4 protein-coding genes are annotated in these 3,616 nt (G+C 53.1%); all 4 read left to right on the top strand.

Translation table 11 applies throughout. From position 1 onward, the window contains the following. Positions 1-972, top strand: a 972-nt coding sequence (gene ribC, locus WC488_04985) for a riboflavin synthase (protein MFA5077752.1), incomplete at its 5' end; no start/stop codon positions are given. 22 nt (positions 973-994) lie between these two features. Beyond that, a complete protein-coding gene (gene ribA / locus WC488_04980; GenBank protein ID MFA5077751.1) occupies positions 995-1,561 on the top strand; it encodes a GTP cyclohydrolase II in 567 nt (188 codons plus the stop codon). A 21-nt stretch (positions 1,562-1,582) separates the two neighbouring features. After that, positions 1,583-2,680: a bifunctional diaminohydroxyphosphoribosylaminopyrimidine deaminase/5-amino-6-(5-phosphoribosylamino)uracil reductase RibD gene (gene ribD / locus WC488_04975; GenBank protein MFA5077750.1), complete on the top strand. Its 1,098-nt coding sequence runs from the start codon at positions 1,583-1,585 to the stop codon at positions 2,678-2,680. Positions 2,681-2,745: 65 nt separating this feature from the next. Beyond that, a partial coding sequence (locus tag WC488_04970; GenBank protein MFA5077749.1) for an ATP-binding cassette domain-containing protein occupies positions 2,746-3,616 on the top strand: 871 nt, incomplete at its 3' end.

Here is a 3,616-nt window from a genome sequence, read left to right as displayed (position 1 = left end):
CGAGCGTATGCGAGCGTAAATGCGGGGGGAATCAGGAGGAGCCTCAAACTGAAGGGGGGTCGCCGAATAGAAGGTAGAAACGACCCCCCTGCGGTTCGGATAGGTGTTGTTGACACGATGTTTGCGCGGGTGAACATGGGCGCCATTGCGCTCGACGAGCTTGCGAAACTTGGTGCGGATGTTGAAGCCGAGAGGCGAACGGTGCCTGGAATAAAGGACCTTGCGGTTGAATGCAAGAAACTGCTGGATTCAGGATGCGACATCTGCATCGCTTTGGGGATGGTGGGCGGGGCGCCCATAGACACGCAGTGCGCCCACGAGGCTTCCCTGGGGATGATGCAGGCCAAATTAATGGCTAATAAGCACATAATCGAGGTATTCGTGCACGAGAACGAGGCCTGGAGCTGGCGCGAACTCGCGGAGATATGCGAGAACAGGGCGAGAAAGCACGTGCAGAACGCGCTGAACCTGCTCAACCATCCCGAAGAGCTCGTGAAGATGGCCGGGAAAGGAGTGCGGCAGGGGAAAGAGGATGAAGGGGAAATAAAAACCCGCGAACGAAAGATGGGAATCGGACTTGTGGTCGCGGAATTCAATCCAGGCATCACCAGCGAAATGGAGAAACGCGCGATGAACGAGGCGGAAAAGAGCGGAATTGATTTAGTGGAAGTGCTCCATGTGCCTGGGGTTTTTGACATGCCCCTTGCGGTAAAGAAGCTGCTCTGGAATAAACGGATTGATGCGGTTGTAACTTTGGGATTCGTGAAAAAAGGCGAAACCAAGCATGATGAGATTGTTGCGGAAAACGCGTCCAGGGAGATTTCCGGGCTTTCGCTCGAATTCAAAAAGCCCGTTGTTCTTGGGGTGATAGGGCCAGGAGCCACATTCCCCCAGGCAGAAGCCAGGAAGAAGGAATACGCGGAAAGGGCGGTGCAGTCCGCGGTAAAGCTGGTGAACGAGATGAGGAAATGAGCGCATTTGGAGGCATGATTGGATGAACGGCGAGACAAAGGTTTTTTTCCCCACGCGGCTCGGGGATTTCCAGATGCGCGCCTACAAGGACGAGGGCCAGGAAATACTGGTGCTCGAATACGGCGAGCTGAAGGAGCCGGTGCTCGTGCGCATGCACTCGAAATGCCTCACTGGCGACGTTTTCGGATCGCTCAGGTGCGACTGCAGGGGCCAGCTCGAGCGCTCGCTGGAAATGATACGAAAAAACGGAAACGGGCTGCTCATATACATGGATCAGGAGGGAAGGGGGATAGGGCTGGTGAACAAAGTGAGGGCGTACAAACTGCAGGACGAAGGATTAGATACGCTGGAGGCGAACCAGAAATTAGGATTCAAAGGAGATGAACGGACTTACGGGGCAGCAGCTAAAATACTGCGGGAGATGGGAATAGGGAGAATAAGGCTGATTACGAACAATCCGAAAAAGATTGAGGATTTGAAGGCGCATGGGATAGGCGTGGTGGAAAGGGTGCCCATAGTGGTGGAGGCTAACGGATACAACGAGAGATACCTGAAAACGAAAAAAGACAGGATGGGGCATATCCTGTAATCACTTGTGCAAGCGATTGGCATGGAGCAAAGCGAAGACGAGAAATTCATGCGGCTGGCGCTCAAACTGGCCGCGAAAGGCAATCCTTCCCCTAATCCTTATGTTGGGGCGTTGATAGTGAAGGGCGGAAAAATAATCGGGAAAGGATACCATGAAAAAGCCGGGATGGCGCACGCGGAAGTGGATGCGCTCAAAAGCCTCCGGAATGCAGAGGACGCGAAGGGGGCGGTTTTGTACTCCACTCTTGAGCCGTGCAACCATTTTGGAAAAACGCCCCCATGCACGAAAGCGGTTATTGATGCGGGAATTTCAAAAGTGGTTTTCGGGATGAAGGACCCTAATCCGAACGTTGCTGGCGGAGGGGAAAACGAACTGCGCAAAGCCGGGCTGGAAGTTGAATGCGGAGTGCTGGAGGATGAGGCGGTAAAGCAGAACGAGGTGTTCGTGAAATACTGCAGAACCGGGCTTCCCTTCGTGATTGTGAAGGCTGCGATGAGCATGGACGGGAAAATCGCGACCAGGACGGGGGACTCTAGATGGATAAGCGGGGAAAAGGCCAGGAGATATGCGCATGGGATGAGAAGCTCCTGCGACGCTGTGCTGGTCGGGATAAACACTGTGCTCGAAGACGATCCTCAGCTCACTGCGCGGATTCCAGGAGGAAGGAATCCGGTGAAAATCGTGCTTGACGATGCGCTGAGAACCCCTCTTGGGGCGAAACTGCTCCAGGAAGGGAAAACCATAATCGCAACCTGCGTGAACGCGCGCGAAGAGAGGAAAAAGGCGCTCGAACAAAATGGAGCGAAAGTGATTTTGTGCGGGGGAGGCAGGGTGGATTTGAGAATTCTGCTCGTTGAATTGGGGAAGATGGGAATGATTTCCGTGCTTGTCGAGGGCGGAGGCGAAGTGCAGGGAAGCTTTCTGGATGCCGGGCTCATAGACAAGTTGGTGCTGGTTTATGCACCCATGCTCATCGGAGGGCGCGAGGCGAAAACTGCGTTCGGAGGGAACGGCAGCGAACTGGTGGCGCGGGCAATGAAATTGCGTACTGAGAACGTTAAAAAAATAGGCCCGGATTACATCTTTGAGTGTTATCCAGCTGCCCAGCAATGTAAATAAACAAGCTCAAGCATAGATTCGATGGAAACTTTTACGAGAATGAGTGAAAATATCAGAGTGATTTTATGGACCAGGCCAAAAACATCATAGAGACCAGCATGCTCACCAGGAAATTCGGGACGCTGACCGCGGTGGACAGCATTTCAATCAGCATACGCGAGGGCGAGATTTTCGGGCTTCTGGGCCCTAACGGCGCAGGGAAAACTACGCTTATTTCAATGCTTGTTACGATGAAGCGCCCCACCTCAGGGGGAGCGAAAGTGAACGGGTTTGACATAACCAAAGATTCGGACGCAGTTAGGAGAAGCATAGGCATAGTGTTCCAGGACCAGTCGCTGGACGAGGAGCTGACCGCCTACGAGAATCTGGAAATGCACTGCGCGATGTACGGGGTGGATGCGCAGGCGAGAAAAGAGCGCATAGAGTCTGTAATACAGGCTGTTGAACTCAAGGATAGGCTGAATGACGTGGTGAAAACTTTTTCAGGGGGGATGAGGCGGAGGCTGGAGATAGCGCGCGGGCTCCTGCATTACCCCAAAGTGCTTTTCCTGGACGAGCCTACCATAGGGCTGGACCCGCAGACCAGAAAGCATATCTGGGCGTATATAAAAAAGCTCAAAGAGGAGCACAGCATAACCATTGTCTTGACTACGCACTATTTGGAAGAAGCTGATAGCTTCTGCGACCGTGTGGGAATAATAGACCGGGGCAGAATAATCGCGCTCGGTACTCCCGCTGAATTGAAGGATTCTCTGGGCGGGGACACCATAGAGCTAGAGGTCTTAAATCCGGAAAAAGCCGCGGGCCTGGAAAAAGGAATGGAATGCATAAAAGAAGCCAAGAACGAATCGAACCGGATTATTTTCAGGGTGCAGAAAGGAGAAGAATGCATACCGAAACTGCTTGAGAGATGCGCCAAAGCTGGCGTGCAGGTAA

The sequence above is a fragment of the Candidatus Micrarchaeia archaeon genome (assembly GCA_041650355.1).
Lineage (GTDB): Archaea > Micrarchaeota > Micrarchaeia > Anstonellales > Bilamarchaeaceae > JAHJBR01.
Note: the sequence above shows the minus strand (reverse complement) of the source record. Positions and strands in the feature narration are given on the sequence as shown.